This window comes from Escherichia sp. KCJ4928 (assembly GCF_004352695.1).
In the GTDB taxonomy this organism is placed as follows: domain Bacteria; phylum Pseudomonadota; class Gammaproteobacteria; order Enterobacterales; family Enterobacteriaceae; genus ECMA0423.
In genome coordinates this window covers 1-327 of record NZ_SJWV01000691.1, presented here as the reverse complement: position 1 = coordinate 327, position 327 = coordinate 1, and the positions used below count along the sequence as shown (strand labels likewise).

Annotated in this window: 1 pseudogene; it reads left to right on the top strand. The window is 49.8% G+C overall.

Annotated features, from left to right (window positions below):
* Nucleotides 1-242 (top strand): annotated as a pseudogene (locus E0D98_RS26280) (ethanolamine utilization protein EutE); the annotation flags it as partial.
* Nucleotides 243-327 lie beyond the last annotated feature (85 nt).

Here is a 327-nt window from a genome sequence, read left to right as displayed (position 1 = left end):
ATATTCACAACTTCACCCGAACAGTTGCTGAAGACGGCAAGCTGGAAATCCACACCACCTATGTGAGTCTGCCGATGATCCCTCTTGAAATCTCCGGCATCTCAGCAAGGACGCTGGCCAACACCATACACACCATGGCTGCACGTGGATATGAGTACAAAGAGCGTTTCCCGCAGATGATCCGGTATCGGGTTAAAGAGTGGGAAAAAGTTGCCGGTGTGCCTGTTGCAGAAGTATTTTAAGGTAGCGACCAACTGTTAGACGATAATCCGTCAGCCGGTTTTCTCTGAACCGGCTTTTTCTTTTCAGGCAGAATGCCTGTCTGCC